The sequence below is a fragment of the Massilia sp. IC2-476 genome, from assembly GCF_020707295.1.
GTDB lineage: Bacteria > Pseudomonadota > Gammaproteobacteria > Burkholderiales > Burkholderiaceae_D > Telluria.
Genome location: NZ_JAJFER010000009.1, coordinates 1 through 25,817, shown reverse-complemented (window position 1 = coordinate 25,817; position 25,817 = coordinate 1). Strand labels below are relative to the sequence as shown.

At 66.7% G+C, this 25,817-nt stretch carries 28 protein-coding genes; 11 read left to right on the top strand and 17 right to left on the bottom strand.

Going from position 1 to position 25,817, the window contains the following annotated elements:
• The first annotated feature begins 74 nt into the window (after window positions 1-74).
• Together LK539_RS20760 and LK539_RS20755 are read left to right on the top strand one after the other, a co-directional pair.
• A complete protein-coding gene (locus LK539_RS20760; protein ID WP_227802967.1) occupies window positions 75-968 on the top strand; it encodes an NAD-dependent protein deacetylase in 894 nt (297 codons plus the stop codon).
• The gene (locus LK539_RS20755) at window positions 965-1,972 is read left to right on the top strand and encodes an alpha/beta fold hydrolase (protein WP_227802966.1); all 1,008 of its coding nucleotides are present in this window, start codon (window positions 965-967) and stop codon (window positions 1,970-1,972) included. Before LK539_RS20760 ends, LK539_RS20755 begins: the two co-directional genes overlap by 4 nt.
• Window positions 1,973-1,982: 10 nt before the next feature.
• Here the strand turns inward: LK539_RS20755 and LK539_RS20750 are convergent, their stop codons facing one another.
• The 9 genes from LK539_RS20750 to queE all read right to left on the bottom strand — a co-directional run bounded on the left by LK539_RS20750 (window position 1,983) and on the right by queE (window position 9,756).
• On the bottom strand, window positions 1,983-2,306 hold the full coding sequence (locus LK539_RS20750; protein ID WP_227802965.1) for a hypothetical protein: 324 nt from the start codon (window positions 2,304-2,306) through the stop codon (window positions 1,983-1,985).
• Window positions 2,303-3,175, bottom strand: coding sequence for a carboxylating nicotinate-nucleotide diphosphorylase (gene nadC, locus LK539_RS20745; protein WP_227802964.1), 873 nt, complete (start codon window positions 3,173-3,175; stop codon window positions 2,303-2,305). Before nadC ends, LK539_RS20750 begins: the two co-directional genes overlap by 4 nt.
• Window positions 3,172-4,317: a quinolinate synthase NadA gene (nadA, locus tag LK539_RS20740; RefSeq protein WP_227802963.1), complete on the bottom strand. Its 1,146-nt coding sequence runs from the start codon at window positions 4,315-4,317 to the stop codon at window positions 3,172-3,174. Before nadA ends, nadC begins: the two co-directional genes overlap by 4 nt.
• A 129-nt stretch (window positions 4,318-4,446) precedes the next feature.
• Complete coding sequence (locus LK539_RS20735; RefSeq protein WP_227802962.1) at window positions 4,447-6,048, bottom strand: ABC-F family ATPase; 1,602 nt, start codon at window positions 6,046-6,048, stop codon at window positions 4,447-4,449.
• 142 nt (window positions 6,049-6,190) lie between these two features.
• On the bottom strand, window positions 6,191-7,120 hold the full coding sequence (gene ldcA / locus LK539_RS20730; protein WP_227802961.1) for a muramoyltetrapeptide carboxypeptidase: 930 nt from the start codon (window positions 7,118-7,120) through the stop codon (window positions 6,191-6,193).
• Complete coding sequence (locus tag LK539_RS20725) at window positions 7,117-8,043, bottom strand: alpha/beta fold hydrolase (RefSeq protein WP_227802960.1); 927 nt, start codon at window positions 8,041-8,043, stop codon at window positions 7,117-7,119. The genes ldcA and LK539_RS20725 overlap by 4 nt, the downstream gene beginning before the upstream one ends.
• 119 nt (window positions 8,044-8,162) lie before the next feature.
• The gene (gene tadA, locus LK539_RS20720) at window positions 8,163-8,657 is read right to left on the bottom strand and encodes a tRNA adenosine(34) deaminase TadA (RefSeq protein WP_227802959.1); all 495 of its coding nucleotides are present in this window, start codon (window positions 8,655-8,657) and stop codon (window positions 8,163-8,165) included.
• Window positions 8,647-9,096, bottom strand: coding sequence for a 6-carboxytetrahydropterin synthase QueD (queD, locus tag LK539_RS20715; protein ID WP_227802958.1), 450 nt, complete (start codon window positions 9,094-9,096; stop codon window positions 8,647-8,649). Before queD ends, tadA begins: the two co-directional genes overlap by 11 nt.
• Before the next feature lie 24 nt (window positions 9,097-9,120).
• Window positions 9,121-9,756, bottom strand: a complete 636-nt coding sequence (queE, locus tag LK539_RS20710; protein ID WP_227802957.1) for a 7-carboxy-7-deazaguanine synthase — start codon at window positions 9,754-9,756, stop codon at window positions 9,121-9,123.
• Between the two features lie 214 nt (window positions 9,757-9,970).
• On the opposite strand from queE, the gene LK539_RS20705 reads away from it, so the two are divergent.
• Both LK539_RS20705 and LK539_RS20700 read left to right on the top strand, forming a co-directional pair.
• Complete coding sequence (locus tag LK539_RS20705) at window positions 9,971-10,870, top strand: sensor histidine kinase (protein WP_227802956.1); 900 nt, start codon at window positions 9,971-9,973, stop codon at window positions 10,868-10,870.
• A 138-nt stretch (window positions 10,871-11,008) separates the two neighbouring features.
• Complete coding sequence (locus LK539_RS20700; RefSeq protein ID WP_227802955.1) at window positions 11,009-11,998, top strand: diguanylate cyclase; 990 nt, start codon at window positions 11,009-11,011, stop codon at window positions 11,996-11,998.
• 84 nt (window positions 11,999-12,082) lie between these two features.
• Here LK539_RS20700 and LK539_RS20695 read toward each other — a convergent pair whose 3' ends face one another.
• The 5 genes from LK539_RS20695 to LK539_RS20675 form a co-directional block, all read right to left on the bottom strand.
• Window positions 12,083-13,948, bottom strand: a complete 1,866-nt coding sequence (locus tag LK539_RS20695; RefSeq protein WP_227802954.1) for a hypothetical protein — start codon at window positions 13,946-13,948, stop codon at window positions 12,083-12,085.
• 235 nt (window positions 13,949-14,183) lie between these two features.
• On the bottom strand, window positions 14,184-15,398 hold the full coding sequence (locus LK539_RS20690) for a YsnF/AvaK domain-containing protein (RefSeq protein ID WP_227802953.1): 1,215 nt from the start codon (window positions 15,396-15,398) through the stop codon (window positions 14,184-14,186).
• A 28-nt stretch (window positions 15,399-15,426) separates the two neighbouring features.
• Complete coding sequence (locus LK539_RS20685) at window positions 15,427-15,852, bottom strand: DUF2382 domain-containing protein (protein ID WP_227802952.1); 426 nt, start codon at window positions 15,850-15,852, stop codon at window positions 15,427-15,429.
• Between the two features lie 105 nt (window positions 15,853-15,957).
• Window positions 15,958-16,215 carry a hypothetical protein gene (locus LK539_RS20680; RefSeq protein WP_227802951.1) on the bottom strand — a complete coding sequence of 86 codons (258 nt, stop codon included), beginning with the start codon at window positions 16,213-16,215 and terminating at the stop codon, window positions 15,958-15,960.
• An 11-nt stretch (window positions 16,216-16,226) separates the two neighbouring features.
• Window positions 16,227-17,024 (bottom strand): DNA/RNA non-specific endonuclease, encoded by a 798-nt coding sequence (locus LK539_RS20675; protein ID WP_227802950.1) that lies wholly within the window; start codon window positions 17,022-17,024, stop codon window positions 16,227-16,229.
• Window positions 17,025-17,197: 173 nt separating this feature from the next.
• Here LK539_RS20675 and LK539_RS20670 point away from each other — a divergent pair, with 173 nt between their 5' ends.
• The 4 genes from LK539_RS20670 (at window position 17,198) to LK539_RS20655 (ending at window position 18,460) form a co-directional block, all read left to right on the top strand.
• Window positions 17,198-17,590: a hypothetical protein gene (locus LK539_RS20670; RefSeq protein WP_227802949.1), complete on the top strand. Its 393-nt coding sequence runs from the start codon at window positions 17,198-17,200 to the stop codon at window positions 17,588-17,590.
• Complete coding sequence (locus LK539_RS20665; protein ID WP_027864053.1) at window positions 17,591-17,848, top strand: DUF5985 family protein; 258 nt, start codon at window positions 17,591-17,593, stop codon at window positions 17,846-17,848.
• A gap of 4 nt (window positions 17,849-17,852) precedes the next feature.
• Window positions 17,853-18,122 carry a DUF5985 family protein gene (locus LK539_RS20660; protein WP_227802948.1) on the top strand — a complete coding sequence of 90 codons (270 nt, stop codon included), beginning with the start codon at window positions 17,853-17,855 and terminating at the stop codon, window positions 18,120-18,122.
• Window positions 18,123-18,187: 65 nt separating this feature from the next.
• Complete coding sequence (locus LK539_RS20655) at window positions 18,188-18,460, top strand: hypothetical protein (RefSeq protein ID WP_227802947.1); 273 nt, start codon at window positions 18,188-18,190, stop codon at window positions 18,458-18,460.
• Window positions 18,461-18,494: 34 nt separating this feature from the next.
• On the opposite strand, the gene LK539_RS20650 is transcribed toward LK539_RS20655, so the two are convergent.
• The gene (locus LK539_RS20650) at window positions 18,495-19,328 is read right to left on the bottom strand and encodes a phytanoyl-CoA dioxygenase family protein (RefSeq protein WP_227802946.1); all 834 of its coding nucleotides are present in this window, start codon (window positions 19,326-19,328) and stop codon (window positions 18,495-18,497) included.
• Between the two features lie 211 nt (window positions 19,329-19,539).
• Here LK539_RS20650 and LK539_RS20645 point away from each other — a divergent pair, with 211 nt between their 5' ends.
• Window positions 19,540-21,861 carry an ATP-binding protein gene (locus LK539_RS20645; RefSeq protein WP_227802945.1) on the top strand — a complete coding sequence of 774 codons (2,322 nt, stop codon included), beginning with the start codon at window positions 19,540-19,542 and terminating at the stop codon, window positions 21,859-21,861.
• Between the two features lie 125 nt (window positions 21,862-21,986).
• On the opposite strand, the gene LK539_RS20640 is transcribed toward LK539_RS20645, so the two are convergent.
• A complete protein-coding gene (locus LK539_RS20640; RefSeq protein WP_227802944.1) occupies window positions 21,987-22,412 on the bottom strand; it encodes an NUDIX hydrolase in 426 nt (141 codons plus the stop codon).
• 152 nt (window positions 22,413-22,564) lie between these two features.
• Here LK539_RS20640 and LK539_RS20635 point away from each other — a divergent pair, with 152 nt between their 5' ends.
• Together LK539_RS20635 and LK539_RS20630 are read left to right on the top strand one after the other, a co-directional pair.
• Window positions 22,565-23,644, top strand: coding sequence for a mechanosensitive ion channel family protein (locus LK539_RS20635; RefSeq protein WP_227802943.1), 1,080 nt, complete (start codon window positions 22,565-22,567; stop codon window positions 23,642-23,644).
• Window positions 23,645-23,818: 174 nt separating this feature from the next.
• Window positions 23,819-24,196, top strand: a complete 378-nt coding sequence (locus LK539_RS20630; RefSeq protein ID WP_267877538.1) for a KGG domain-containing protein — start codon at window positions 23,819-23,821, stop codon at window positions 24,194-24,196.
• A 296-nt stretch (window positions 24,197-24,492) separates the two neighbouring features.
• Here LK539_RS20630 and LK539_RS20625 read toward each other — a convergent pair whose 3' ends face one another.
• Window positions 24,493-25,614 (bottom strand): glycosyltransferase, encoded by a 1,122-nt coding sequence (locus tag LK539_RS20625; protein ID WP_227802942.1) that lies wholly within the window; start codon window positions 25,612-25,614, stop codon window positions 24,493-24,495.
• Window positions 25,615-25,817: the final 203 nt, after the last annotated feature.

The following is a 25,817-nucleotide window of genomic DNA, read 5'->3' as shown; positions in this document are numbered from 1 at the left end:
GAAATTCAGGCCGGAAAGGTGTGAGAAGCCCTCCGGCCGGGATGTTACGATCCCAGCCAATGGAGGTATGCAACATGGCTGAAGGCTTCACCGTTCAAGACCAGGCCGAGGCGCTGGCGGAATTCCTGGAACGGTATCCGCGCGCTCTCGTGCTGACAGGCGCAGGCCTGTCCACCGCATCGGGCATTCCCGATTACCGCGACCGCGACGGCACCCGCCGCGGGCGCACACCGATCCAGGGGCCGGAATTCCGGCGCTCGCCCGAGATCCAGCGCCGCTACTGGGCGCGCAGCATGATCGGGTGGCCGATCATGGCCCAGGCGCGGCCGAACCATGGGCACCGCGCCCTCTCGCGGCTGGAAAAACACGGCCGCATCAAGTACCTGCTGACCCAGAACGTCGACGGGCTGCACCAGCAGGCCGGCAGTCTTGCCGTACTCGAATTGCACGGCAACGTCCACAGCGTGGTCTGCATGCACTGCAAGGCGCAGTTTCCCCGCGCTTTCGTGCAAACCCTGCTGAACGAGGCCAATCCCGAGCTGGCGAACGTGCTGGCCACGCCGCTGCCCGACGGCGATGCCGCGATCGAACCGGATGCGATCGAGGATTTCCATGTGCCCTTCTGCGTCCATTGTGGCGGCGCCCTGGCGCCGGATGTCGTATTCTTCGGCGACGGCATCCCGCCGGCGCGGACCGCCTGCGCCCTGGCGCAGATGGAGGCGGCGGATGCGCTGTTGGTGGTCGGATCGTCGCTGATGGTGTATTCGGGTTTTCGCTTCTGCCGTATGGCCCAGGAAGCGGGCAAGCCGATCGCGGCCGTCAACCTCGGGTTGACCCGCGCCGACCACCTGATCGCACTCAAAATAGAAGAGTCGGCCGAGCGGCTGCTGCCGCGCGTCGCCGACCTGCTCCACGCGGAGGAGCCGGAGGAGTCACATCCACTACTCGACCACAGGGGGATTTTGTGACCAAGCGCTACCGTACTACCGCAATCCTGGCCGGCATTGGCCTGGCCGCCTCGTTCTTTTACGTTCGCGCCAAAACGCGGCAGGCGGAACAGGAGAACCCGCCGCAGGGCAAGTTTGTCGACATTGACGGCGTTCGCCTGCACTACCTGGAGCGCGGCGCCGGTCCGGTGCTGGTACTCCTGCACGGGAACGGCGTCTATTCGAAAGATTTCGAAACGAGCGGCCTGATCGAAGCGGCTGCGAAGCACTACCGCGTGATCGCCTTCGACCGCCCGGGCTTCGGCTACAGCGACCGTCCGCGCACGACGGTCTGGACGCCGGACAAGCAGGCGGCCCTGCTGCAGCGCGCACTGGAACAGCTGGGCGTGGAATCCGCCATCGTGCTTGGCCACTCGTGGGGCACCATGGTGGCGTTGGCGATGGGCCTGCAGGCGCCGAACGCCGTGCGCGGGCTGGTGCTGCTGTCCGGTTACTACTATCCGAGTGTGCGCATGGACGTCGCAGCGCTCGCGCCGCCCGCGGTTCCCGTGATCGGGGACCTGCTGCGCTACACGGTCTCGCCCCTGGCGGCGCGCCTCCTGTGGCCTGGCGCGACCAAGCGCGTGTTCGCGCCCATGCCGGTGTCCGAACGTTTCAATCGCTTCCCGGTCTGGATGGCCCTGCGGCCGAAACAGCTGCGCGCGAGCGCCGCGGAGAGCGCGCTCATGGTGCCGGCAGCGATGTCGCTGGCCAAGCGCTATCCGGAGCTGAAGGTGCCGGTGGCGATCGTGGCGGGCACGCAGGACAAGATCGTCGACTGCGGCCACAACTCGGAGCGCCTGCATGAGCGGCTGCCGGACAGCCAGCTGCGACTGGAGCCGGGCGTGGGACACATGACCCACTATGCGCATCCGGACGAGGTCCTGGAGGCGATCGACGGAATCGCGGCGCGTGTGGGAGAACCGGTGCACGTGCGCACACCGGAAGCGGAGGCGCTGGCACGGGCCAGCGAGAGCGGGGTGTAAGCGGGGCGAGTCAGTCCTTGATGACGTACTTGATGACGATCCCGGCCGTCAGCGCGGCGAAGATCACCAGCGACAGGCCGCCATGCAGCATCGGCGAGCCGATCGACACCTGCGACGTGCGCGGATCCATCTCCATGCGTACGGCCTTGCCGAACATGACGGGCCGCAGGAAGCCGCGCACGCCGACCAGCAGCATGCCGATGCCGAAACACAGGTCGGCGGTGCTGCCGGTCTGGATGCCGTTCACAAAGGTCGGGCCGCCCAGCAGCAGGCCGAGGGCCAGCCACAGGACGCGGGCGCCGGTCGAAATGCGCAGTCTGCTCCAGTCCATCATGCGGCCCCCACGATGCGAAGGGAGTAGTCGGTCGCGCGCACGTCCTTGGTCAGGCTGCCGATCGAGATGCGGTCCACGCCGGTCTCGGCGATCGCGCGCACGGTCTGCATGTTGATGCCGCCCGAGGCTTCGAGCAGCGCCCGGCCTGCGTTTACACGCACGGCCTCGCGCATCATGCCGAGGTCGAAGTTGTCCAGCAGGACCGACTTCACGCCTGCCGCCAGCGCTTCTTCCAGCTGGGCGATGGTCTCGACTTCGATCTGCACCGGCGCGCCCGAGCCGAGCGCGTCGGCCGCAGCCAGGGCCTTGCTCACGCCGCCCGCCGCGGCGATGTGGTTTTCCTTGATCAGGATGCCGTCATACAGCGCCATGCGCTGGTTCTTGCCGCCACCGACGCGCACCGCGTACTTCTGGGCCAAGCGCAGGCCCGGCAGGGTCTTGCGGGTGTCGAGGATCGCCGCCTTCGTGCCGGCAATCACGTCGACGTACTTGCGGGTGGCGGTCGCCACGCCCGACAGCAGCTGCATGAAATTCAGGGCCGCGCGTTCGGCGGTGAGCAGCGAGCGCGGGTTGGCTTCGATGGTGCAAACGGTCGAATCGGCCGCCATCAGCTCGCCCTCGGCGTATTGCCAATCGATCTCGGTATCCGGGTCGATTGCCAGCATCACGCCTTCCAACCAGGGCGCTCCACACAGCACGGCCTGTTCGCGCACGATCACGCGCGCCTGGACGCGGGTATCGTTCGGCACCAGCATGCCGGTCAGGTCGCCGGTGCCGACGTCTTCCAGCAGCGCGGCCAGGATATTGGCCTCGTAAGCCGACTGCAGCTTTTCGTCGAATTCGTCGTGCGGATTGCGCAGTGTCGTCATGCGGGACCTACTCCATTGAACAGTGTCGCGTTCTGCTCGAGCGCACCGCTCGGCAGGGCTTGCGCCTTCTTGGCGGCGGCGAAATCGAGCATGCGGTCGATCGCGCGCTTGGCCTGGCGGCCGATTTCCGGATCGACGTGCACTTCATTCGCGCCGTTCTCCAGCACTTCGGCCAGGTTCTTCAGGCCGTTCATGGCCATCCACGGGCAGTGGGCGCAGCTCTTGCAGGTGGCGCTGTTGCCGGCGGTCGGCGCTTCGATGAAGCGTTTGCCCGGCGCGGCGGCGCGCATCTTGTGCAGGATGCCGTTGTCGGTGGCAACGATAAAAGTATCCGCCGGCAGATTGACGGCGGCGTTGATCAGCTGGGTGGTTGAGCCGACCACGTCGGCCTGGGCCACGACCGATGACGGCGACTCCGGGTGCACCAGCACCTTGGCGTCCGGGTATTCGGCCTTGAGCAGGTCCAGTTCGACGCCCTTGAATTCGTCGTGCACCAGGCAGGAACCCTGCCACAGCAGCATGTCGGCGCCGGTCTGCTTCTGGATGTAGGAACCCAGGTGGCGATCGGGCGCCCACAGGATCTTCTTGCCCTGCTCGTGCAGGTGCTTGACGATGTCCAGGCCGATCGACGAGGTCACCATCCAGTCGGCACGCGCCTTCACGGCGGCAGAGGTATTCGCGTAGACGACCACGGTGCGGTCCGGATGCTGGTCGCAGAAGGCGGCGAATTCGTCGGCCGGGCAGCCCAGGTCGAGCGAGCAGGTCGCGTCCAGGTCCGGCATCAGGATCGTCTTTTCCGGGCTCAGGATCTTGGCCGATTCGCCCATGAAGCGCACGCCGGCGACCACCAGGGTTGAAGCCGGGTGGTCGCGGCCGAAGCGCGCCATCTCGAGCGAATCGGACACGCAGCCGCCGGTTTCCTCGGCCAGGTCCTGCAGGTCGGCGTCGACGTAGTAGTGGGCAACCAGCACCGCACTGCGCTCCTTGAGGAGGTGCTTGATGCGTTCCTTCAGCTCCGCCTTCTCGGCGGCGCTCGGGACCGCGGGCACGCGCGCCCAGGCTTCGGCGGTCGCCGGGTTGATGCTGCAGGACTCGCCCACCTGCGGGTGGTCGTATTCGTATATTTTGACTGGTGCGTTCATTCAGCTAGTCTCCTGTGGGGTGGTCGGCTTCGCCGCCCACGCGGTGATACGTAGCATCAAGTTCATCCGGCACGGGAGCGGAGCCTTGAGCGATCACCGCGTGGGCGGGAGACCCGCCCACCCTACAAATTAATCGATACCCTGGCTGGTCAGGTACTCTTCATAGCTGCCGCGGAAGTCGACGACTTCGTTTTCGCGTACCTCGAGAATGCGGGTGGCCAGCGAGGACACGAATTCGCGGTCGTGCGACACGAAGATCATGGTGCCGGCGTACTTGTCGAGCGCGATGTTGAGCGACTCGATCGATTCCATGTCCATGTGATTGGTCGGTTCGTCGAGCAGCAGCACGTTGTGACGGCCCAGCATCAGCTTACCGTACATCATGCGGCCCTTCTCGCCACCGGACAGCACCTTGACCGACTTCTTGACTTCGTCGCCGCCGAACAGCAGGCGGCCCAGGATCGAACGCACGGCCTGGTCGTCGTCGCCCTCCTGCGTCCACTGGCCCATCCAGTCGGTCAGGTTTTCGCCGCCGGCGAATTCCTCGGTCGGATCCTGCGGCATGTAGCCGACGTTGGCGTTCTCGGCCCACTTCACGCGGCCCTGGTCGGCCGCGAGCCCGGTAATCTCCTGGCCGCCGATGCAGCGCAGCAGCGTGGTTTTACCGGCACCGTTGGCGCCGATGATCGCGATGCGCTCGCCCGCCTCGACCATGATCGAGAAGTTCTTGAACAGCTGGCGGTCGTAGGCTTTCGACAGGCCCTCGGTTTCCACGGCCAGGCGGTGCAGCTTCTTCTCGCCTTCGAAGCGCACGAACGGATAGGCGCGCGAAGACGGCTTGAATTCCTCAATCTTGATCTTGTCGATCTGCTTGGCGCGCGAAGTCGCCTGGCGCGCCTTGGATTTGTTGGCCGAGAAGCGGCGCACGAAGTCCTGCAGTTCGGCGACCTTTTCCTTGGCCTTGGCGTTGTTGGCCAGCTGCTGGTTGCGCGCCTGGGTCGAGGCCAGCATGTAGTCGTCGTAGTTGCCGGGGTAGACCTTGAGGGTGCCGTAGTCCATGTCGGCCACGTGGGTGCAGACCTGGTTCAGGAAGTGACGATCGTGCGAGATGATGATCATCGTCGAGTTGCGCTGGTTGAGGATGTCTTCCAGCCAGCGGATCGTGTTGATGTCCAGGTTGTTGGTCGGTTCGTCGAGCAGCAGGATGTCCGGGTTCGAGAACAGCGCCTGGGCCAGCAGCACGCGCAGCTTCCAGCCCGGCGCCACGGCGCTCATCGGGCCCTGGTGCAGGTCGCTGGCGATGTCCAGGCCCAGCAGCAGTTCGCCGGCGCGCGCTTCGGCCGAGTAGCCGTCGTATTCGGCGACCTTGCCTTCGAGCTCGGCGGCCTTCATGTAGTCTTCGTCGGTCGCTTCCGGGTTCGCGTAGATCGCATCACGCTCGGAGATGGCGTTCCACAGCTCGGTGTGGCCCATCATGACGACGTCGAGCACGCGCACGTCTTCGTACGCGAACTGGTCCTGGCGCAGCTTGCCCAGGCGCTCGCCCGGGTCGAGGCTGACGTTGCCGGCCGACGGCTCCAGGTCGCCGCCGAGGATCTTCATGAAAGTCGACTTGCCGCAACCGTTCGCGCCAATCAGGCCGTAACGGTTGCCTTCACCGAACTTGACGGAGATGTTCTCGAACAGCGGCTTGGCGCCGAATTGCATCGTGATATTGGCAGTAGATAGCACTAGGAAACCTTTGAAAGCGAAGTTAGCAACGAAGTTGCCGGATAACCCGCGATTTTACCATCGCGGGGGCCGCAGGGCGACACCAGGGGCAGAAATACAAACGGCGCACTTGCGCGCGCCGTCCAGGGGTGTCGTACCGGGCTCAGCTGCAGCTTGCGGCGCTGCGCAGCGTCGGATAATCCGACAGGCTGAGCGTGAAACCTTCTTCATGCGAGACCAGCCTGCCCTGCGCGCCGAAGGGGATCGTGACCCGGCGCGGGATATGGCCGAAACTCAGTCCGGTGAGGATCGGTACCGGCAGCGTGGCGCGCAGGTGGGCCAGCATGGTGTCAAAATCATAGCCATTGTCGTTCGGCGCCAGCTTGTAGCCGGAGAAGTCGCCCAGGACGATGGCGCGCTGGCGCGCCAGCACGCCGGCCTGGTGCAGTTGCAGCAGCATGCGCTCGACCCGGTACGGGTGCTCGGCGATGTCTTCCAGGTACAGGATGCCGCCGTCGATTTGCGGGAAGTACGGCGTGCCTAGCAGCGACACGATCATGGCCAGGTTGCCGCCCCAGACGGTGCCGGCTTCTTCGATGCAGGGATTGCCGCGCACCCGCTCGGTAATGGTGTGGGTCGGGCCCGCCAGGCACTGCCAGAAGTTGTCCAGCGTGAACTGGACCGGCTCCCTGCAACCGAAGTCGCCCGCGATCATCGGGCCGGCGTAGCTGAGCGCGCCAGTACGGGCCATGAGGCCCATGTGGATGGCGGTGATGTCGGAAAAGCCCACGAACAGCTTGCCGCTGGCGGCGATCGCTTCGAAATCGATGTGCGGCAGCAGGCGCGTGGCGCCGTAGCCGCCGCGCAGGGCCATGATGATCTGCACGTCCGGATCCTCGATGGCGGCGCGCAGCTGCGCCAGGCGCCCTTCGTCGGTGCCGCCGAAGCGTTCGTGGATGGCGTTGTGGTCGTAGTAGTTATGGACGAGACAGCCGTGCTGCTCGAGGCGGGCGATGCCGCGGTCGACCGCGCACGGGTCGAGCGCCTGGCCGGCCGGGGCCACGATGGCGATGCCGAGTTGTTGGGTGATCACTGTTTGACGAAGAGCCGGGGTGTTGAGTCTGGCAACATCTTACCCCTGGCATGGGCGTCGATCAAGGCGAGAATCCGCTCGACCAGCTGCGGCGGCAGGTCGTGGCCCATGCCCTCGATGATCTCGAGGCGGGCGTTCGGAATGCGGCTGGCGGTGTCTTCGCCGCAGGCGACCGGCACTAGCGGGTCGGCGGCGCCGTGGATCACGAGCGAAGGCGCGGTGATGGTCGAGAGCTGCGCGCAGCGGTCGCCCGAGGCCGCGATCGCCATCATCTGGCGCGCCATGCCTCCCGGGCAGTAGCTGCGGCGCACCGAGCGGGCCACCCGCTTGTGCAGCTGCTTGTCCGGCGTCGGATAGGACGGGCTGCCGATCGCGCGCAGGATGCCCACGCCGTGTTCGATGATGCTGTCGATGTTGCCGGGGTCGGCAGGACGGCTGGACAGCAGCTTGCCCAGCTTGCGCGCCGGCCCGGGCAGGCCGCGGCGGCAGGAACTGGACATGATCGAGGTCAGGCTCAGGATGCGCTGCGGGTAACGGGCCGCGAGGATTTGCGCGATCATGCCGCCCATCGAGACGCCCACCACGTGGGCGCGCGCCAGGCCCAGGGCCGACAGCACGCCGATCGCGTCTTCGGCCATGTCTTCCAGCCGGTAGGCGGCGCGCAGCGGCCAGCCGAGCTTCGACTTGAGCCAGGCCAGGCCCAGGTTGGGCACGCCGGCCTGTTCGAATTTGGTGGAGAGTCCGCAGTCGCGGTTGTCGAAGCGGATCACGTAGAAGCCGAGCTCGACGAGGCCTTCGACGAATTCGTCGGGCCAGGCGGTCAGCTGCATGCCGAGTCCGTGCACCAGCAGCAGGGGCGGTGACTTTCTGTCGCCTGCGGTATCGAAGGCGATGCGGATTCCGTTGGCATTCAGCGTGGGCATGGCGGCTTGTCGTTTCGGCGCATCAGCGGCATGCGGCCAGCATACCACTTTCAATCCTGGCAGTGCGCTCGTGCGGGCGTACGATTTATCTTACGCTCGACTGCGCACCGCGCAGAGCCTCAAGCGCCCGTTGCAGGCGCTTCGTCAGCGGTCGGCAACTTGCGCGCGGCGGCGCGGCGTTCGGCAAAGAAGGCCTTGAGCAGGCTGCTCGACTCCTCCGCCATGACGCCGCCTTCGACGACCGTGTGGTGATTCAGGCGCTCTTCCTGGAACAGGTCGAGCACCGAGCCGCAGGCGCCGGTCTTGGGGTCGACCGCCGCGTACACGACGCGCGCCAGGCGCGCGTGCATCATCGCCCCCGAGCACATGATGCAGGGTTCCAGCGTGACGTAGAGTTCGCAGCCGGGCAGCCGGTAGTTGCCCAGCTTGTCGGCGGCGGCGCGCAGCGCGACGATCTCGGCGTGGGCGGTGGGGTCGTGGCGGCCGATCGGCTGGTTGTAGCCGGTGGCGATCACTTCGCCATCCTTGACCACCACCGCGCCCACCGGCACCTCGCCCTCGGCCCAGGCCAGGCGCGCCTGTTCCAGGGCCAGCCCCATGTACTTATCGTGCATCGGTGACTTCGGCCCAGCAGTTCGGGGTCTCGTGCAGGACCAGCTTGTGCAGGCGCAGGCCGGTGCCGAAGCGGTCGGTGAACACCGATTTCAGGATGTTGAAGGCGACGCGCGCCAGGTTCTCGACCGTCGGGATACAGTCGATCACCACGGTCTTGTGGCCGGGCAGCGAGGCCAGGAACTCGCGCACCTTGTCATCCTTTTCGTACACGAGGAAGGCATGGTCCCACACGTCGACCAAGTGTTCCTTGGCCAGCGTCTTGACGTCCGAGAAGTCCATGATCATGCCGTTGTCGGAATTTCCTTCAACGTCGATCACGTCGCCGGTCAGGGTGATCTCGAGGGTGTAGCGGTGGCCGTGCAGGTTGCGGCACTGGCTGTTGTGGTCGGGAATGCGGTGGCCGGCATCGAATTCCAGCTTGCGGGTAATGGTCAACATTGCGGGGGCGATCTTGTAAATCTCTTAAGGAATCTGGAGGAGTTTGTGGGTTTGGAGGCTGAGCTTCCACTTGGGATTGCGGCGGCAGGTCTCGATCGCCAGGCGCGTGTTGTGCGCGGCGAGCGGGCCGTCCATCGGCTGCACGTAGAAGTTTTCGAAGTCGAGCTGCTCGTAGGCGGCCAGGTCCTGGCCAAGCTGCGGGATGACGACCTTGATCTCGTTGCCCTTCCCGACCACCAGCGTCGATCCCATCTTCGGGCTGACGCAGACCCAGTCCACGCCTTCCGGCACCGGCAGCGTGCCGTTGGTCTCGATCGCGATCGTGAAACCGCGCGCATGCATCGCGTCGATCAGCGGGCGGTCCAGCTGCAGCAGCGGCTCGCCGCCGGTGAACACCACGTACTTGCTGGCGGGATGAAGCTCCGGCCACAGGCCGTCGATCTCGGCAGCCAGCGCATCCGGATCGCGGAACTTGCCGCCGCGCTCGCCGTCGGTGCCGACGAAATCGGTGTCGCAGAACTGGCAGACCGCGGTGGCGCGGTCGGCCTCACGGCCGGTCCACAGGTTGCAGCCGGAAAAGCGGCAGAACACGGCCGGGCGCCCGGCATGGGCGCCTTCGCCCTGCAGGGTGTAGAAGATCTCTTTGATGCTGTAAGTCACGGTAAGCCTCTCGTCAACCTTCCATTATACCCCGCGCCGCCCGGCTGGTGGTATGGCAGGGGCCCCGCTCATGCTGCTTCGTATGCATTGAGGATGAGCAACATTTCCTGTCGGAATAAGGTGTACCTTCATACGGAATGTTCCGAATGCCCGTCAGAAGGACGCTATGAACAAGCTCACATCATTCCTAGTATGTTTGTCAGCATTTGCCGCTATGGCCGTCTCTGCGCCGGCCGCCGCGGTCCTGCCCTTCCCGCTGCTGCAGCCGAGCGCGGCGCCGGAACTGGCCGGCGCCGCCCTGGTCACGCTGGCGGCCCTGGCCCTGGCCCTGCTGCTCGGACGCCGTTCGCAGGCGGCGCTGGAGCGCGGTAACGTGCTCGAACGCCAGCTGCAGGCCGCGCGTGGCGCCCATGCCGAATCCGAGAACGCGCTGGCCGGGAGCCACGAAGTGCTGTGCCGGCTGGTACGGCAGCAGGAAAGCCTGCGCGAAGCCGAGCGCAGCCGGATCGCGCGCGACCTGCACGACGAGCTGGGCCACCGGCTGCTGTCGCTGCGGGCCGAGCTGGCCCTGCAGCAGGCCGCACTGCGCGGCACCTCCCCCGGCGCCCACGACAGGCTGAGCACGGCGATCGCCAGTCTCGATGGGGCAATCCGCGCCGTGCGCGCCCTCGTCGGCGGCCTGCGGCCGATCACCGCCGGCCAGAGCCTGCGCCAGGCGGCGGAGCGCCACCTGGCCGACTTCGCCCGCCTGCACGGGCTCGACTACCGCTTCGACGCCAGCCAGGACCCGGCGCCTGACACCGAGCGCGACGGCGAGCGGGACGCCGTGCTGTTTCGCGTACTGCAGGAATCGCTGTCGAACGTGGCGCGCCACGCCCGGGCCACCACGGTCTGCGTGAGCCTGCTCGAAGCAGCCGGCGAGGCGGTGCTGACGGTCGAGGACGACGGCATCGGTCCGTTCGCATCGCGGCAGAGCAGCGCCGGCCATGGTGTGGACGGCATGCGCGAGCGCACCCAAGCCTATGGCGGCACGCTGACCCTGGCGCCGGGGCGGCGCGGCGGCACGGTGCTGTGCGCAACGCTGCCCCTGTACCGAACGCCGGCGCCAGCCTAGCAGCTCTTCGCCTGCGTGGCGGGCGCGCCACTGGCTTGCGCTGGAGTCTTGCTGCAAATCAATAAGGTTGCACCTTCGCGGTAGCAGAATCGTTTCCTGTTGGCAGTTAATCGACGACCGGAACCGCAGAGGAAGACCATGATCAGTCCAGCAAGCCCCAGCACCCCGCCCGCCCCGACCACACTCGTGAAAGACGGGGCCTTCGTCGGTCAGCTGGTGGCGTCCCTGTCGATCCCCGTGTTCGTACTGGACACGGACGGCCGGGTGATGATCTGGAACCGTGCCTGCGAACTGCTCACCGGCGTGCCGGCCCATGAGGTGCTCGGCACGAGCGAGCACTGGCGCAGCTTTTATGACCACCGCCGCCCTACCCTGGCCGACCTGGTGCTGCAGAACCGCAGCGAGGACGTACGCCGCATCCTGCCGCGCTGCGCCAACGAGAGCGCCCCTAACAGCCTGTGCCTGGAGAGCTGGTTCGACATGCCGCGCGCCGGGCGCCGGCGCTATCTTGCCGCCGACGCCAGCCCGATTTTCGGGGCCGACGGCGCGCTGGCAGCCGTGGTCGAGACCCTGCGCGATCTCACCGATGAGAAAATGGCCCAGGTGGCGCTCGAGCAATTGGCTACCCGCGACGGGCTGACGGGCCTCGCCAACCGGCGCTGTTTCGACGACACCCTGCATGCGGAATGGGCGCGCGCCCTGCGTCAGCAGCAGCCACTATCGCTCCTGATGGTCGACGTCGACAACTTCAAGGCCTATAACGACGCCAACGGCCACCTCGGCGGCGACGAATGCCTGAAGCGCATCGCCCGCGCCGTCGCCAGCGAAATGCGGGCCAATGACCTGGTGGCGCGTTACGGCGGCGAGGAGTTCGCCGTGATCCTGCCCAACCAGTCGCTCAAGGGCGCAGCCATCGTCGCCGAGCGCATCCGCTGCCGGGTCGAGGCGCTGCAGCTGCCCTCCACCGCGCCGACCCGCCACGTGACGGTGTCGATCGGCGCCGCTACCGCCCTTGCCGGGCCCGACAACAACGCCAGCCAGCTGGTCGCGACCGCCGACGCCGCCCTGTACCGGGCCAAGCACATGGGGCGCAACCGCATCAGCCTGCCGCTGAGCGAGGCCGCGTAAGACTTCGGCTGTCCATGACGCTTCGATAGATGTGGAAATGAAATCGGCGCCCGCAGGCGCCGATTCTTTTCTACAGCGTGTGGATCAGGAAGTCATGCGATCCCAGCCGTGGCGCACGGCCGACTTCATCTTCTCCCAGGTCGACTGGTCGCCGCTGCCGTAGCGCGAATCCCAGTCGGTGCGCAGGTCGTTCTCGACCTCGCCCCACTGGCGGCCGCGGTATTTCTCGTTGCGCGCCATCTCGGAACCGTAGCTGTAGGCCGGCTTGTAGTCGTCGTAGCTGCCAGCGCCGGTGGCGGTGCTGTAGGTGGCGTTCCAGTGGCTGCGGTACTCGCGGTCGTCGTCCTCGTCGTCGGTCATGCGATCCCAGCCATGACGGACGGCGGTTTTCATCTTGTCCCAGGCGCCGCTGACGGCTGCGCCTGCGCCGGTACCGGTGGTGCTAGACGTCGACATGCCCGTGGTGCCGGTGGTGCCGGTGACGCGGGAATCCCAGCCGCGCGCCAGGTCGCCTTCGATGTCGTCCCACGGCCGGTTGCGGTACATCTCGCTCTTGCGCATCTCGGAACCATAGGAATACGCGGGCTTGACGCTGTCGTAGTCCATGCCAGAATTGCTCAGGTTGGTGTCGTAGTGGCTACGATAGTACGTGTCGTCGTCGCGGTCCATGGTCATGCGATCCCAGCCGCGTTGGACGGCGGCCTTCATGCGGTCCCAGGTATCGCCGGCGGCGCTGCCGCCATTGCGGGTGCTCCAGTCGCTGCGCAGGTCGTTCTCGACTTCGTCCCACTTGCGGCCGCGGTACTTGTCGCTACGTGCCATTTCCGAGCCATAGGCATAGGCCGGCTTGACGCGATCGTAATCGTCGCCGCTGTAATTGGCGAGGAAGTGGTTGCGGTAGGCGTCGTCATCGTCGCCGAAGAAATTGCTGCCGATAGCCAGGCCGCTGCCGCCGCCCGTGCCGGCATCCTGCGAACGCGAATAGATGCGCGACTTGCCGCGCTGGGTTTCGTTGTAGCCGGTGCTGCCGGAACCCATGGCCGTGTCGCGCTGCATCGAACCGCTGGTGCCCTGCATGGCCGAGCCGTCCAGCGAGGAGCCTTGCAGGGTGCCGCCCTGGATGCCCGAGCTGTGCAGGCTGCGGTCGCTTTGGGTGCCTTCGAGTGCGGACGCCTGCACCGAGTTTTCCTGCAGCGTGGAGGCCTGGAGCGAGGTGCCGCCGGTTGCGGTCAGGCCGCTCTTGCCCTGCGGCTCCTGGTAGGTCGTGCCCATCGGCTCGGCTTGGTTGAGCGACTGCTGCTGGAACAGCTTGCGGTCGCCCGGATTGTCGAGCTGCTGGATCGCGTTCGGGCCCGATCCCGCGCCCATGCTGGCGCCGACGCCCGTGGACGAGATCGCCGCGCCGGTGGCAGTCATGCCGCCCTGGCTGGAGCCGGTATCGGACTGCGCCGACATCTGCGACGACTGCTGCATGCCGCCGGCGCCGCTCATGCGCATCGATTCGGACAGGCCGCCCGAGGCGCCCAGGGTGCCCATGTCGGCGCCAGCGCCGGATGCCTGCTCGTCGATATCGGTCGGGCCGTAGCGCTCGACGATGTCGGCGGCGCGTTCGACTTCCGGCAGCGAATCGGCGCGCACGGTCAGCACGTGGTGGCCGCGGGTGACGGCGCCTTCGTATTTGCTGACATGGGGGCTGTTGTCTGCGCCGAACAGGTCGGTAAAGAAGTGCTTGATGCTGGCGCCGATGCCCAGGCCGGTGCCGTCGGCCAGCGTGTCGGAGCTGGAATCATGGCTGGTGGACGGCTGTCCGGTGACGCTGTCCGTCATGCCGGTCGGGTCGGCGTTGGAAAGCTTGACCTCGTCGCGCGAAAAGCCCGAGGACATCAGCTCGTTCATCGCATTCTGTGCGTCGGTCCGGTTGTCGAACACGGCTACAAGAGTATGTTGCATGGTCGTTCCTCCGTAAGGGGTGAATGTCGAAGCACGCGCGGGGTGCAGCAGAACAGTCCGACCCCGGCCCGCTCTGGCGAATGGGGCGAGGTCGCGACGGCTCATGGCACCCGGGGCGCGCATGTGCACGGAACCAGATTACTCCAAACCCGGCAGTACCCGCGCGCGGCTGACCGGACAGTGGGAACGACGTAAAAACGGCGCCCGGAGGCGCCGTCTTGTCCTGCCTGTGCGATCAGTAAGTCCGGTTGCTGCCGGTGTCGCCGGTCATCCGATCCCAGCCATGACGCACTGCCGCCTTCATCTTTTCCCAGGTCGAGGCGCCGCCGGCGCCGCCGCGCGATTCCCAGTCGGTACGCAGGTCAGATTCGACATCGTCCCACTGGCGTCCGCTGTAGCGGCCGCTGCTGGCCATCTGCGAGCCGTAGCTGTAGGCCGGCGCATAGTCGTCATAGGAAGCACCCGAGCTGCCGTAGTTGCTGGTGAAGTGGTTGCGGAAATAGCTGTCGTCGTCGCGCAGGTCGGATTGCGCCATGGTGCCGCCCACGCGCTGCACGTCCACTTCGGTGTGGCGCACGGTGTCAGTGATCTGCTCCTGGCGTTCATTGACCTGCTTGCCGATCGTGACTTCCTCGACGATGCGGGCCGATTTCTCGACCACGGCTTCCTCGGCGGTTTCGCGCATCTCGATGGTCTGCTCCTTGAAGGCGGTGGCGTCGGCCGGGCTGATCGGCTGGTCGACCACGCGCCGCTGCACGTCCACATGCTCTTCGCGCAGGCCGATGCTTTCATTGACCGGGGTCTCGACGATGCGCGAATAGATGCGCACGCCGCCGCGCTGCACTTCGCGCTTGCCGACCTTCAGCTGTTCTTCCACCACCGGGATCGACTGGGTGGCGGCGATGTTGGCGCCGGTCGCGCCGGTCTGCATCGCGGTATCGCGCTGCAGCGAGGCGCCGCCGGCGAGCCCCTGTTGCGAGCCGGACTGCAGCGTGTCCGACTGCAGGCCGGACGACTGGGACGACATCGAGGACGAGCTCATGCCACTGCCGCTGCCGGCGAGCAGCGCGCCCGCACCCATAGAGCCGACCCCGTCGGAATGCTCGTCGATGTCGGTCGGGCCGTAGCGCTCGATCAGATCGGCCGCACGCTCGACTTCCGGCAAGGAGTCCGCGGTCACGGTCAGCACGTGCTGGCCGCGGGTCACGGCGCCTTCGTAGCGGTTGGCGTGATCGCTGTTGTCGGTGCCGAACAGGTTGCTGAAGAAGCTCTTGATGCCACCGCCGATACCGACGTCGTCATCGGCGCCGGACGATGCCGCCGTGGTGCTGCCGGCGTCGCCGCCGGAGAGGCGCGCGTCAGTGCTGGAAAAGCCCGAGGACAGCAGTTCGTTCAGGGCATTCTGGGCGTCGGTACGGTTGTCGAAGACAGCTACAAGCGTGTGTTGCATGGTAAGACCTCCGGAAACAGGGGTTGAGTCAAGGTGAAGGTGGCGCGCCGGCGTCGTCGAAGCGCTCGACCTCGACCCGCTCGGCCTTGAGCGGGACGGTGTCGTGGTAGCGCTCTTCGCGCTGGATGCGGGTGATGTGCAGCTCTTCCTTGATGCGCAGGCGGCGTTCCACCACCAGCACTTCCTCGAGCACGGGGACGACCAGGGTGTCGCCCTCGTAGCGTGGCGCCGGCGTTTCGCCGGCGTCCACCACACGGTCGACCGCCACCCGCCGGACCTCCATCTCGTCGCGCATGAGGCGCTCGTCGATGGTGACCGGCTGTTCGGTAACGGTCTTATGGATGCGCACGCCGCGGCCGGTGTCGACCACGCGGGTGCCGACTGCGAGCTGCTCCTCGATCACGGGGATCCGCAGACCGTCCTGGCCTATGGATTCGTGGGAATTGCTGGACATCTGCCGCCTCCTCGGTATCGCAAATGCGAGAGCGGACCAGCGTACTCCAAACATCGCCGGCAGCGCACACCCTTGACGGGCGGCATGCCGGCCGGGGCGGCAGGGTCAGGAGAAGGGATTGTCGACCGTCTTGACGGCGGGCGGCGGCAGCTGTTCCGGCAGCTCGCGCGCCTCGAGGGCGGCGACGATCTCGCCCAGCTGCGCGTGCAGGCGGCGCGCCGCTTCCAGGCCGGCCTGGTCGGCGGTCAGGTCGAGGTCGCCCGAGATGGTGATGCGGTCGAGACGGTTTTCCAGCATCAGATTGCCGATCTCCAGCACGTCGGCTTCGTTGGCGTAGGGGGTAAAACTTTTTTTCCTGCTCATGGCTTCTCCGGTCAGTAGCGGTTCCGGTCGCGGCTCTTGCCCTGGCGGATCTTCGGCAGCGCGAGCATGCGCTCCTTTTGCTGCCGGCTCAGGGAGGGCAGCAGTTCGATGCCGACGATGCGTTCGAGCTCCGCCACCGGGATCACCTGGATCGGCGCGTCGCCGCGGTTCTCCACGAACCAGGCGGCGGCCGCCTTCTGGCGGGGACTGTACACCACCTTGTACAGGTGGGTAGGCACGAGTACGTTGCCGACCTTTTGCAGGCTGTTGCCGAGGAAGGCCGGGCCGGTGATCACGTACAGCGAGCCTTCGCGCTTGGCCATCTTGCGCACCGCGCCTTCGATCGGCGCCCAGATGTGGCGGTTGTGCTCGCGGTCCTGCGGCACCATGTTCGCCAGCGAGAAGCTCTCGCGCTGGGCGCGCCGGTCCGGCATGTCGCCGTTCGGCGCCAGGTGGCCGCGGTCGAAGCCGCTGCGGGCATAGTCGGACAGCTCGGCGCGCTGGCCGCGCGGCAGGCGCGGCTCGGGATGGAAGGCATTGTCGCGGTCCAGGCCCTCGGCGGCCTCCAGCTGGCTCGGCGCGAGGTGTTCGGCCGACCACAGCGCGGTGCGGGTCACGCCCGAATGCATGACGCCGAATTCGCTGTAACAGAGTTCGCGGGTGGCGGCGCCCAGCTTCGGGTTGCGGATTTCAGGCGCACGGCCATCCAGGTAGTGGGAAGGACAACCGGCGGCCTGGACGGCGCCGGCGGCCAGCAGTGCGCCCGCAAAGGAGAAGCGCGCAAGACGGGCCAGTAAGGCGTGGAACATGTTGAGCTAATCAAAACTATCGATAGCGCATTGTAGCCGAGCGTCCTTGAGGGCCGTCAAACACAACCGCAAAAATACATGCGCACGATTGGAAATGCGTTTCCAGCAAGAATACGTTAGACTTTTGCCTTTCTCAACAAAAGATTCCTTTTGGGAAATTTCACCCGAAGCGAATGAATCGTCAGCCGATCCCAGAGGACCTGCGCCGTTTCGTCTTGACGAGCGTGCCCTCCGTGCCCTTCCTCGAAGCGCTGCTGCTGCTGCGTGCAAATCCTGGCCAGGAATGGACCGGGGAGATGCTCGCCGGCCGCCTGTACACTAGCGAACGCACGGCCCAGGGCCTTCTCGATGAGCTGTGCCGGGCCGGCATGGCCGCGCCCTGCCCCGGGCCACAGGCGCAACGCTATTGCTACGCCCCGGCGAGCGAGGCCCTGCGCGAGCGCGTCGACAACCTGGCCGAGCTGTATTCGCGCCACCTGGTAGACATCACCAACCTGATCCACTCCACACTGGACCGGAAGGCGCAGCAGTTCGCCGACGCCTTCCGCCTGCGTAAGGAACATTAAATGGGCGAACTCATCTATACCTTGTGCATGCTGACCTCGCTGGCCTGTACCTGGCTGCTCTTTGCCAGCTACCGGCGGACGCGCTACCGCCTCCTGTTCTGGAGCGGGCTGTGCTTCGCAGTGATGACGTTCAACAATCTGTTCCTGATTTTCGACAAGATCGTGTTCCCGAATGTCGATTTCATGCCGCTGCGCGTAATCAGCGCCCTGGTCGCCTGCCTGCTGCTGCTCTACGGCCTGATCTACGAGAAGGAGTGAAGCGATGATCCAGATGATGTATGGCGCGATCTCGATGGCTTCGCTCACCATCGCCCTGTTCTTCCTGCGCTTCTGGCGCAACACCGGCGACCGCTTCTTCCTGTACTTCGCCCTGTCCTTCTTCATCGAAGGCCTGCACCGCGTGTATTCGGCGGTACTGAACGAGGCGGGCGAGGATTCGCCGGCGCACTACCTGATCCGGGTGCTGGCCTACGGGCTGATCGTGTGGGCGATCGTGGAGAAGAACCTGCCGCCCAAGGACTGGCGCGACTAGCGTGCGCCCGCCGCCGGAGGGCGGCGCGATAATGGGCCATGATAAACCGTCAACAGGAGGACAGCATGGCCCCACCCACCCAGCCAGGACAGAACCCGGCCAAGCCAAACGACAACCCGATCGCCGGCGGCGGCCAGGACCAGCGTTCCGAGAACCTGCTTCCCGGTGAAGAAGGCGCCGAGGACGGCCGCTTCGACGTGGCCGAAGAAGTGAGCCTCGACCAGCATTCCGACGAAGCGCGCCGCGTCGGCCAACTGCCCGAGAACGGCATTGCCGACGCCGTGCCTGACGCGCTCAAGACCCCGGTGCCCTCGCAGGGCGTGCCGGACAAAGAGTAATCCCTTGGGCCGCCGGCAGCGGCCCTTCCCCACTTCACCCCCCCATCGTCACGCCCATCTTCAGGCCCTCGATCGTATGCGCCTGGTAGATCGGCTCGAGCTGGTCGACCACGCGGCAGTTCAGGTGGCGGCGCACCCCGTCCGGCAGGCTGTCGTAATAGGCGCGCGACATCTGCAGGTCGTGCTTGATGGCGTTGGTGGCGTCCGGCGCGTCGGCGCCCACCACCAGCACCGGACGCGACAGGTTCGAACGGTTGGCGGTGCCGCGGTGGATGGTCAGCGCGGAGCGCGCCGAGATGTCGCCTACCTTCGGCAGCTTGCGCTGGGCCAGCGCTTCGTAGCGCGGGTATAGGGACTTGTCCGGGAACATCGGGTCGCCCTCATACAGGTCCCACTGGGTGCCGGGCGCGATCTCGAACGGTCCCATGTCCTCGGTCACGTCGACCGTGGTGAGATTGAAGGCGAGCGAACTGAGGCGCCGGCCCTGCACGGTTTCGGGCGGCGAGGCGAAATCGCGGTGCCAGGGCTGGTGCATGGCGCCCGGGCCCGGCACGTCGAAGCCGACTTCGACGATGCGCCACTCCGGCCCCAGCACCGCGCTGCACACCGCGTGGATCCAGGGGTGGGCGGCGATCGTCACGAAGGAGCGTAGGCGCTCCGGATGCACCTCGACGTAGTAGCGGTTCGGGCCGCGGTTCAGCGCCCCGCCCTCGCGCCCCAGCGCTTCCTCGAACAGGCGGTCGATGTCGGCGCGCAGTTCGCCGATCAGCTCGCGGCTGAAGGCGCCGCGGCAGGCGATGATCCCGTCCCCATAGATGCCGCGCATGATGTCGGCCACGTCGTATTGTGCGGCTGCTCCGCTGTCCATGTTTTTTCCTCCTCTGTCTGGCCTATGGCCGCGCGCCTGGCCGGCGTGCTGCCCTGAGAGCGCAAATACTACTGGCAATCGCCAAGGCGCGTCGCGAGCCCGGCGCTACCCATCCCGCGGGCGTTGACAGGAAGGCATCGGGACCGTAGATTGACGCCCAGACCGAGGAGGAAGCACGCATGCGACGATCAACCTACCGCTGGGGACACCCTTGACGGCGCCTGGCCACGCCAGCGTGCTGTTCATTTGCGAACGCCCGCTGCCGGACCAGGTCCTGGAGCGCGTCGCCAGCGAACTCGGCGAAACGATCGAGCATGTCCGGTCGCCGGTCGAGGGCTTGGCGCGGCTAGCACGCCAGGACTTCGCCCTGGTGCTGGTCGGCTATGCCGGCGACGCCGCGGCGCAAGCCGCCACCGTGCGCCAGGTGCGCGCCACGCGGCGCTCAGCCCATACGCCGCTGGTGGCGATCGGGGTACCAGGCGACACCGCCTTCCCGGTCGAGTCCCTGTATGAGGCCGGCGCCGTCGCGGTGCTGACCGAACCGCTGTCCCCCGTCATCCTGCGCGCCAAGCTGCGCTTCTACATCGACGCCTTCGTGGCGACGGCCGAGCGACGCCGCGCCGAGGCGGCCCTCATCGACGCCCGTGCGCGCCTGGAAGCCATCATCGCGGAGGCTGAGCTGGCGATCTGGTCCTGGGACCTGGAGGCCGACCGCGTCATCGGCGACACCCGCATGGCCGAGCTGTTCAGCATCCCCGATGTTCTGAAGGAGGGTGCATCGGCAGCGCGCTGCTTCGAGACCGTGCACCCGGACGACCTGCCTGTGGTGCAGGCCCTCCTGGCCGATACGGTGGCGAGCGGCAAGCCCTATGACGCCACCTTCCGGGTGCGCGCCGAAGGCGGCTGGCGCTGGGTGATCGCGCGCGGCAACGTGGTCCGCAGCGCCGCCGGCAGCGTCACGCGGATGCGGGGCGTGGTGATCGATGCCTCGCGCCAGTTCGAAGCCGAACAGCAGCTGCGCCTGAGCGAAGAACGCTACCGTACCCTGTTCGACTCGATCGACGAGGCCGTGTGCGTGATCGAGATGCTGTACGACAGCGCCGGACAACCCTGCGACTACCGCTTCGTGGAGACCAACCCGGCCTTCGAGAAGCATACCGGCCTGGTCGACGCGGTCGGCCGCACGATCCGCCAGCTGGCGCCGCGCCTGGAACGCCACTGGTTCGAGCTGTACGCCCGCGTGGTCGCCACCGGCGAGCCCGTGCGCTACATGAACGAGGCGCGCGAGCTGGGGCGCTGGTTCGACGTGTATGCCGCCCGCATCGGCCCGCCCGAGCAGCACCGCGTGGCGGTGGTATTCAACGACATCACCGAGCGCCGCAGGAGTGAGGAAGCGCTGCGCAAGATGGCGGCCGACCTGGAGGAAGCCAACCGGATCAAGACCGAGTTCCTGGCCACCCTCGCCCACGAGCTGCGCAATCCGCTGGCCCCGCTGCGCAGCGGCCTGCAGTTCATCCGCAGCGAAGGCGGCCACCAGGCCGATCCAGCCGCGGTGGCGCGCATCCACGAGATCATGGACCGCCAGCTCGGCCAGCTGGTCCACCTGGTCGACGACCTGCTCGACGTGGCCCGCATCACGCGCGGCCAGATCGCGCTCAAGCGCGAGCGCATCGACCTGGCCGGCGTACTGTCGGCGGCGGTCGAGACCAGCATGCCGCTGATCGAGGCGGCGCGCCACCACATCGACCTGCGCCTGCCGCACGAAGCGCTGGTGGTGGACGCCGACGCCACCCGCCTGACCCAGGTGGTGTCGAACCTGCTCAACAACGCGGCCCGCTACACGCCGCGCGGCGGCAGCATCGTGCTGGCGGCCGAGCGTGACGGCGTCGATGCGGTGATTGCGGTGTCGGACAACGGCATCGGCATCGATCCGGCGCGTCTGGAAGACGTATTCACCATGTTCACCCAGATCGGCGAAGGCCGCCGCCACGCCGCCGGCGGGCTCGGAATCGGGCTGTCGCTGGTGCGCAGCCTGGTCGAGCTGCACGGCGGCAGCGTGCACGCGGCCAGCGCCGGCACCAATGCCGGCAGCGTGTTCACGGTGCGCCTGCCGCTGGCGCCTGCGCCACAGCAGGCTCCCGTCGCGAGCGGGCCATCAGCCGGCACTGCCGAGGAGCGCCCCGTGCGGCGTGTGCTAGTGGTGGACGACAACCGCGACGCCGCCGAGACCCTGGCGGCCGTGCTGGGCCAGCTCGGGCACCAGGCACTGGTCGCCAACGATGGCCACCAGGCGCTGCGCATGATGGCCGGGTTCCAGCCCGAAGTCGTGTTCCTCGACCTTGGCATGCCGGGGATGTCCGGTTACGACGTGGCCGGCGCGATCCGCAGCGAACCGGCCTACGCCGGGGTGCGCCTGGTAGCGCTGACCGGCTGGGGCGGCGTGGCCGACCGCGAGCGCACCGCCCGCGCCGGCTTTGACCACCACCTCACCAAGCCCGCCACCACGGCGGCGATCGAGGAAGTGCTGGCCTGAGATTGGGCTGAGATTCGGGCACCTGCCTTGATGTAGGGTGGGCGGATTCTCCGCCCACGCGGTAGAGGACTTTGCTGCTTGACCGCGTGGGCGGAAGATCCGCCCACCCTACGAACGGCGATGTTTCACCAGTCGATCGACAGCAGCACTTCGCCCATGCGCGGCCAGCACAGGCCGCCCACTTCGTCCCGCCTCGCCCAGCGGTAGCCGTCCATCTCGGGCGTCGGCACGCCCGTCACGTGGTGCGGGAAGCTCGTGCTGGAGTGCAGGTGCGCAAGGCTGTCGAGGCCGGGCCCGGATTCGACCATGAACAGGTGCAGGCGCTTGTCGCGGCGGTAAGCGAAGGGGCCGAGCTCGCGAAAGGCCGCGGCCTCGAACAGCAGGCCGGTTTCTTCGCGCAGTTCGCGCATCGCCGCTTCCAGCTCGGTCTCGCCGGGGTCGCGCATGCCCTTCGGGATATCCCATTTCGGTGTGTGGGTCACGTGGCACAGCAGCAGCTCGCGCCGCGGGTTGACGATCAGGGTGCCGCAGGAGACGGTATGTTTGGCCATGCGATGCCGCCCGCGGGCAGCTTGGGTAATGTGGTGGACTTACTGTATCGGCCTGCCACGGGCACTGTCAATTGTGCGCGCCGCAAGCCGCCCGGACCGCACACTGTCCCCTTTTGGCTGTCATGCAGATGGGGTAGCGGATGGAATTCTTGTTGCACAATAATGATCTGGAAAACTGGGCGCTGGCCCTCGGCGTCTGCATCGGCGCGACCGCGGCAATGTTCTTCTTGCGCATGATCGTCCTGCGCCGCCTGGGCGACCTGTCGCAGCGCACCGTCACCCGGGTCGACGACCTGGTAGTCAAGATGCTGCGCCGCACCTTCATCACGCCGCAACTGGCGATCGGCATCTACCTCGGCAGCATCTTCCTGGTGATGCCGGAAAGCTGGCGCCTGGTGGTGTCGCGCATCGCGGTGGCCGGACTGGTCCTGCAGCTGGGCATCTGGGGCGACACCGCACTGCGCGGCTGGCGCAGCCAGCTGCTTGCCACCCCGGGCGACGGCGCGCGCAAGGCTTCCAGCACGATCCTGTTCTTCATGCTGCGCCTGTTGGTGTGGACCGTGGCCTTCCTCATGATGCTGGATAACTTCGGCTTCAACATCACCACCCTGGTAGCGAGCCTGGGCATCGGCGGCATCGCGGTGGCCCTGGCCACCCAGAACATCCTCGGCGACCTGTTCGCCTCGCTCTCGATCATGCTCGACAAGCCCTTCGAAGTCGGCGACTTCATCATCGTCGGCGACGCCCTGGGCGCGGTCGAATACATCGGCCTGAAGACGACACGCCTGCGCGGCCTGGGCGGCGAGCAGATCGTGTTCTCCAACGGGGAGCTGCTCAGGAGCCGGATCCACAACCACAAGCGCATGGAATCGCGCCGCGTCGCCTTTGTGCTGCGCGTGGCCTACGGCACCAGCGAAGCCCAGGTGACGGCCATCCCGGCCATGATCCGCGAGATCGTCGCGGCGCGCAGCGACGTCAACTTCGAGCGCGCCCACTTCTTCCGCTACGGCGACTGGTCGCTCGACTTCGAGGTGGTCTACCACTTCAAGAGCCCGGACTACATCCTGCACATGGACGCCCAGCAGGACATCCTGCTGCACATCTACCGCGCCTTCCAGCGCGAGGGCATCCAGTTCGCGCACCCGCTGTCGGTGGTGCGCGTGGCCGACCACCGCGACCCGGCCGGAGGCTGGCCGCCGGCCGATGCCGCTGGCGTTCTGACAAAGCATTAGGCCCCGTTCGTATGCGCCGGAGCGGTCCTACAGCGCCGGGCCGGACAGTCCTATACCCCGGCCGAGACCGCTGGCCTATGATGGTCTCACCTCTTCCGGAACACGCCACGCAGGACGCGGGGCGCAGGCGGAAGGGCTACCTACCAACCCTGTCATCGATAAAGGAGATCAATCATGGCATCGAACAACCAGGGAAACAACAGCAAGCGCGGCTTCGCCTCCATGGACAAGCAGGAGCAGCGTGAAGTCGCCTCGCAGGGCGGCCGCGCATCCGGCGGCGGCAACCGTGGCAGCGCGCAGAGCGGCAGCGGCGGCAATTCGCAAAGCGGCGGCTCCAGCAACCGCGGCTTCGCCTCGATGGACCCGCAGCGCCAGCGCGAAATCGCTTCGCAGGGCGGCCGCGCGGCCCACGCATCGGGCAATGCACACGAGTTCACTTCGGAAGAAGCGCGCGAGGCCGGCCGCATGAGCCACAAGAATGACGGCAACCAGCAGAGCGGCAATCGTGGCAATGGCGGCGGCAACGGCGGCGGACGTGGCGGTAACCGCTAAGCGGATCGCCTGAACGTCGCAGCACCATCAAGGCCGGCGGAGCATCTCAGGATGCTCCGCCGGTTGTTTTTGTAGGGGTGATCTGGTCCAGTGGACCAGATCACGCTTGCCGACCGTGCGTGCAGCAAGGGTATGAGCAGCCGTGATGCTGGCTTGTTTTGGACGCGCGGTCGGCATAGCCGACCACCCTACGACAAGATGGAGCAGAAAAGAACACGGCGGCGGCCCCCGAGGGAACCGCCGCCGCGCCGTCGCCAGCCAGCGCCCGGTCACCCGTGCGCTGGCCGCTTACCCTGTCAGGCCGTCTTCGCGACCGGCACCTTGGCCGATTTCACCGGCAGCACGTCCGCGCGGGCGGCGTCCGGGGCGGCCGGCAGGCGCGCGTGGCGGCCCGGGACGGCCTGTTCGATCAGCTCGTGCATGCGGGATGCGGTCAGGTCCCAGGAGGTGCCGGCGACCACTTCGCGCATGCGCTTGGCCATCGCCTGGCGCTCGGCTTCGGTGAGCGCGAGCTGGCGTTCGCAGGCGGCGATGAATTCTTCCGCGGTCGCGGCCACGGCCACCACGTCGCCGTACGGGACCTTGACGTCGGTGATCGGGGTCGAGACAGCCGGCAGTTCGGCTGCCATATACTCCAGCACCTTGGTCGGCGAGATGAACTTGGTCGAGTCGTTCATGGCGAACGGCAGCAGGCAGACATCCCAGCCGGCCAGGAACTGCGGCAGCTGGTCGTAGCCGCGCTGGCCCATGTAGTGCACGTTCGGCTGCTTCGGCAGCGAGGCCGGGTCGATCTTCACGACCGGGCCGACCATCACGATCTGCCATTCAGGATGGGCGTCGGCCATCTTCGAGACCAGCTCGACGTCGAGGCGCTCGTCGATCACGCCGTAGAAGCCCAGGCGTGGATGGGGGATGTGTTCCTGGTCCGGATGCGAGATATCGCGGTCCTGGGCCTGGCGGAAGTGCTTGGCGTCGACGCTGCTCGAGAAGCAGTGGGCGTTGGCGTGGCGGTCGCGCTTGGATTGGTACAGGCTCGGGCCGCCGGTGAAGACCACATCGGCCATGTTCAGCAGCGCGCTTTCGCGTTGCAGCAGCTGCTTCGGTGCGTTCTTGAACATCGCCAGTTCGTCCATGCAGTCGTACACGATCTTGGACGGGTTCAGGCCTTGCAGCAGCGGCAGGGCCATCGGGGTGTAGAACCAGACGATCGGCTGTTCGCCGGCGGGCACCAGGTCGGCCAGCAGGGTCTGCAGGGTCGGGAGCTGGTCGTCATGGAAGCCTGGCGCATGGATCGCGGTATGCGGACGGCACACCGTGATGTTCGGCGCCACCGCCGTCTTCTTCAGGTATGCCTCTCCTTCGCTGTACACCGGTTCCTCGACAAACAGGATATCGTAGTGTTCCGCCAGACGGGTCATCAGGTGCTGTGGGCGCTGGAAAACGAAGTCCCAACGGAGGTGGCAAAACACGATCAAGGTCGGCATATTCAATTCATTTCGCCTTCGGGGCGCTATAGTTGTTGGCAAAGCCTGGCAGGTTTTTCTCTCAGTGCCAGTCCCCGGAAACGCGTATCAGCGCACCGGACCCCCGAATCGTAACATGCAAATTTCCCAATATTTTC

What these genes read in the sequence shown, in the direction of transcription:
- LK539_RS20750 (WP_227802965.1), bottom strand. Translation starts at nt 2,306, where the DNA reads ATGATGGACTGGAGCAGACTGCGCATTTCGACCGGCGCCCGCGTCCTG.
- LK539_RS20625 (WP_227802942.1), bottom strand. Translation starts at nt 25,614, where the DNA reads ATGACCCGTCTGGCGGAACACTACGATATCCTGTTTGTCGAGGAACCG.
- LK539_RS20725 (WP_227802960.1), bottom strand. Translation starts at nt 8,043, where the DNA reads ATGCCCACGCTGAATGCCAACGGAATCCGCATCGCCTTCGATACCGCA.
- queD (WP_227802958.1), bottom strand. Translation starts at nt 9,096, where the DNA reads ATGTTGACCATTACCCGCAAGCTGGAATTCGATGCCGGCCACCGCATT.
- nadC (WP_227802964.1), bottom strand. Translation starts at nt 3,175, where the DNA reads ATGACGACACTGCGCAATCCGCACGACGAATTCGACGAAAAGCTGCAG.
- LK539_RS20760 (WP_227802967.1), top strand. Translation starts at nt 75, where the DNA reads ATGGCTGAAGGCTTCACCGTTCAAGACCAGGCCGAGGCGCTGGCGGAA.
- LK539_RS20695 (WP_227802954.1), bottom strand. Translation starts at nt 13,948, where the DNA reads ATGCAACATACTCTTGTAGCCGTGTTCGACAACCGGACCGACGCACAG.
- tadA (WP_227802959.1), bottom strand. Translation starts at nt 8,657, where the DNA reads ATGCACGATAAGTACATGGGGCTGGCCCTGGAACAGGCGCGCCTGGCC.
- LK539_RS20655 (WP_227802947.1), top strand. Translation starts at nt 18,188, where the DNA reads ATGGCCCCACCCACCCAGCCAGGACAGAACCCGGCCAAGCCAAACGAC.
- LK539_RS20640 (WP_227802944.1), bottom strand. Translation starts at nt 22,412, where the DNA reads ATGGCCAAACATACCGTCTCCTGCGGCACCCTGATCGTCAACCCGCGG.
- LK539_RS20700 (WP_227802955.1), top strand. Translation starts at nt 11,009, where the DNA reads ATGATCAGTCCAGCAAGCCCCAGCACCCCGCCCGCCCCGACCACACTC.
- LK539_RS20705 (WP_227802956.1), top strand. Translation starts at nt 9,971, where the DNA reads ATGGCCGTCTCTGCGCCGGCCGCCGCGGTCCTGCCCTTCCCGCTGCTG.
- LK539_RS20685 (WP_227802952.1), bottom strand. Translation starts at nt 15,852, where the DNA reads ATGTCCAGCAATTCCCACGAATCCATAGGCCAGGACGGTCTGCGGATC.
- nadA (WP_227802963.1), bottom strand. Translation starts at nt 4,317, where the DNA reads ATGAACGCACCAGTCAAAATATACGAATACGACCACCCGCAGGTGGGC.
- LK539_RS20660 (WP_227802948.1), top strand. Translation starts at nt 17,853, where the DNA reads ATGATCCAGATGATGTATGGCGCGATCTCGATGGCTTCGCTCACCATC.
- LK539_RS20690 (WP_227802953.1), bottom strand. Translation starts at nt 15,398, where the DNA reads ATGCAACACACGCTTGTAGCTGTCTTCGACAACCGTACCGACGCCCAG.
- LK539_RS20670 (WP_227802949.1), top strand. Translation starts at nt 17,198, where the DNA reads ATGAATCGTCAGCCGATCCCAGAGGACCTGCGCCGTTTCGTCTTGACG.
- LK539_RS20675 (WP_227802950.1), bottom strand. Translation starts at nt 17,024, where the DNA reads ATGTTCCACGCCTTACTGGCCCGTCTTGCGCGCTTCTCCTTTGCGGGC.
- LK539_RS20650 (WP_227802946.1), bottom strand. Translation starts at nt 19,328, where the DNA reads ATGGACAGCGGAGCAGCCGCACAATACGACGTGGCCGACATCATGCGC.
- LK539_RS20680 (WP_227802951.1), bottom strand. Translation starts at nt 16,215, where the DNA reads ATGAGCAGGAAAAAAAGTTTTACCCCCTACGCCAACGAAGCCGACGTG.
- LK539_RS20630 (WP_267877538.1), top strand. Translation starts at nt 23,819, where the DNA reads ATGGCATCGAACAACCAGGGAAACAACAGCAAGCGCGGCTTCGCCTCC.
- LK539_RS20665 (WP_027864053.1), top strand. Translation starts at nt 17,591, where the DNA reads ATGGGCGAACTCATCTATACCTTGTGCATGCTGACCTCGCTGGCCTGT.